The 1,970-nt window shown below is 71.6% G+C and carries 2 protein-coding genes; one reads left to right on the top strand and one right to left on the bottom strand.

Annotated features, from left to right (window positions below; all coding sequences use genetic code 11):
- Nucleotides 1–303, bottom strand: a 303-nt coding sequence (locus tag KME75_RS41175) for a beta/alpha barrel domain-containing protein (protein ID WP_504739539.1), incomplete at its 3' end; no start/stop codon positions are given.
- Between the two features lie 231 nt (nt 304–534).
- Between KME75_RS41175 and KME75_RS41170 the strand changes: the two genes are divergently transcribed.
- Nucleotides 535–1,860, top strand: a complete 1,326-nt coding sequence (locus tag KME75_RS41170) for an ABC transporter substrate-binding protein (RefSeq protein WP_219420406.1) — start codon at nt 535–537, stop codon at nt 1,858–1,860.
- Nucleotides 1,861–1,970 lie beyond the last annotated feature (110 nt).

Here is a 1,970-nt window from a genome sequence, read left to right as displayed (position 1 = left end):
GCCACTGCTGAGCCCGGGCGAGACGCCGAAGCGCGCCCCGGCGTCGGCCGCCGCGGCGACCATGTCGGGGGTGACGAGCGTGCCGGCGCCCAGCAGGAAGTCGGGCAGCTCGGCCGCGATGGCCGCCACGGCGTCGCGGGCGGCCGGGGTGCGGAAGGTGACCTCGACGACGGGCAGGCCGGCGTCGGCGAGGGTGCGGGCGAGCGGGACGGCGGAGGCGGCGTCGTCGATCTCGACGACGGGGACCACGGCGAGCTGCTCGACCGCGGCGAACACGTCGGCGGGGAGGTGCGGGTCGGCCATCAGCGGGCGTCCTTCCTGACAGGGGCGAAGGTAGTTCTACTACACATCCGCCGCGCGCACCTGGTCTGAGGTCGTGGTTTCTGGCGGAGCCGGCCGGACTAGAGCTAGTTCCGCTACAAAGAATCGTCAGGAAAGCGCTATCCTTTCCAGGTTACAGGCTGTAGTGTCCGTCCGGATCCGCTGGATGCCCCTCGGGAGACACCGATGTCGACCACGGAACGGAGCACCGACATGTCAGGACGACCGATGCACGGGGCGGCGGGCCGGCGCCGCGCGCGCCGCGCCCTTCCCGCGCTGGGCGTCGCCGCGGCGCTGGTGCTGACCGCGTGCGGCGGCGGCGATTCCGGCGACGCCGACGGCGGGCCGATCACCCTGCGGTTCTCCTGGTGGGGCAGCGACCCCCGCCACGAGTACACGCAGGAGATCATCGAGATCTACGAGTCGGAGAACCGGTCGATCACGATCGAGCCCTCGTTCACCGGGTTCGGCGACTACTGGGACCGGCTCGCCACCGAGGTCGCCGGCGGCGGAGCGCCCGACGTGATGCAGCAGGAGACGCGCTACGTCCGGGAGTACGCCGACCGCGGCGCGCTGCTGGACCTGTCCGAGTACGCCCCCGAGATCATCCGGACCGAGGACCTCGACCCCGCCGTGATGGAGACCGGCGTCGTCGACGGCGGAATGTACGCGATCCCCATCGGCATCAACGCCCACGCCGTCATCGCCGACCCGCAGGTGTTCGCCGAGGCGGGCGTCCCGGTGCCCGACGACACGACGTGGACCTACGAGGACCTGGCCGCGACCGCCGCCGCCGTCAGCGCCGCGACGCCGGAGGGCACCTGGGGCTACCAGATGACCACCGCGATCGACACCAGCTTCGAGATCTTCGCGCGGCAGCGTGGGGAGGCACTCTTCAACCCCGACGGCGACCTCGGCTTCACCCGCGAGACCCTCGTCGAGTGGTGGGGCCACCAGCTGGCGGTCCACGAGAACGGCGGTGCCCCGCCCGCCGCGAAGACGGTGGAGCTGGAGGCCGCCGACATCGACGGGTCGCTGTTCTCCAGCAACCAGGGCGCGATGGGGACCGCCTGGACCAACCAGCTCGTGGCCCTCAACGAGGTGTCCGGGCGGGAGCTGCAGCTGCTGCGCTTCCCCGGTGAGGGCACCCAGCAGCAGGCCGGCATGTACTTCAAGCCCGCGCAGTTCTGGTCGGCCAGCGCACAGAGCGAGCACCCGGAGGAGGCCGCCCGCTTCATCGACTTCCTCCTCAACGACCCCCGCGTCGCCGACCTGATGCTCAGCGAGCGCGGCCTGCCGGTGAACGTCGAGCAGCGGGAACGGATCCTCGCCAAGCTGACGCCCGCCGACCAGCAGGCGGCGGCGTTCCTCGAGGAGATCGAGCCGGACATCGCTCCCCCGCCGCCGCTGCCCCCGCAGGGCGCCGGCGAGGTGCAGGGGATCATGCAGCAGCTCAACGAGCAGGTGCTGTTCGGCCAGATCAGCGTCGAGGAGGCGGCCGACGCGTTCATGAGCCAGGTCAACGCAGCCACGAGCTGACCCCGCGACCGAGCCTGGGGCGCCGTCGGTCGCGGTCGGAGTGCCAGCAAGGTGGCGATACTGCCACTGGACGGCAGTATCGCCACCTTGCTGACGTCCGGCGCCGATCC

It is taken from the genome of Pseudonocardia nigra (assembly GCF_019396355.1).
In the GTDB taxonomy this organism is placed as follows: domain Bacteria; phylum Actinomycetota; class Actinomycetes; order Mycobacteriales; family Pseudonocardiaceae; genus Pseudonocardia; species Pseudonocardia nigra.
Note: the sequence above shows the minus strand (reverse complement) of the source record. Positions and strands in the feature narration are given on the sequence as shown.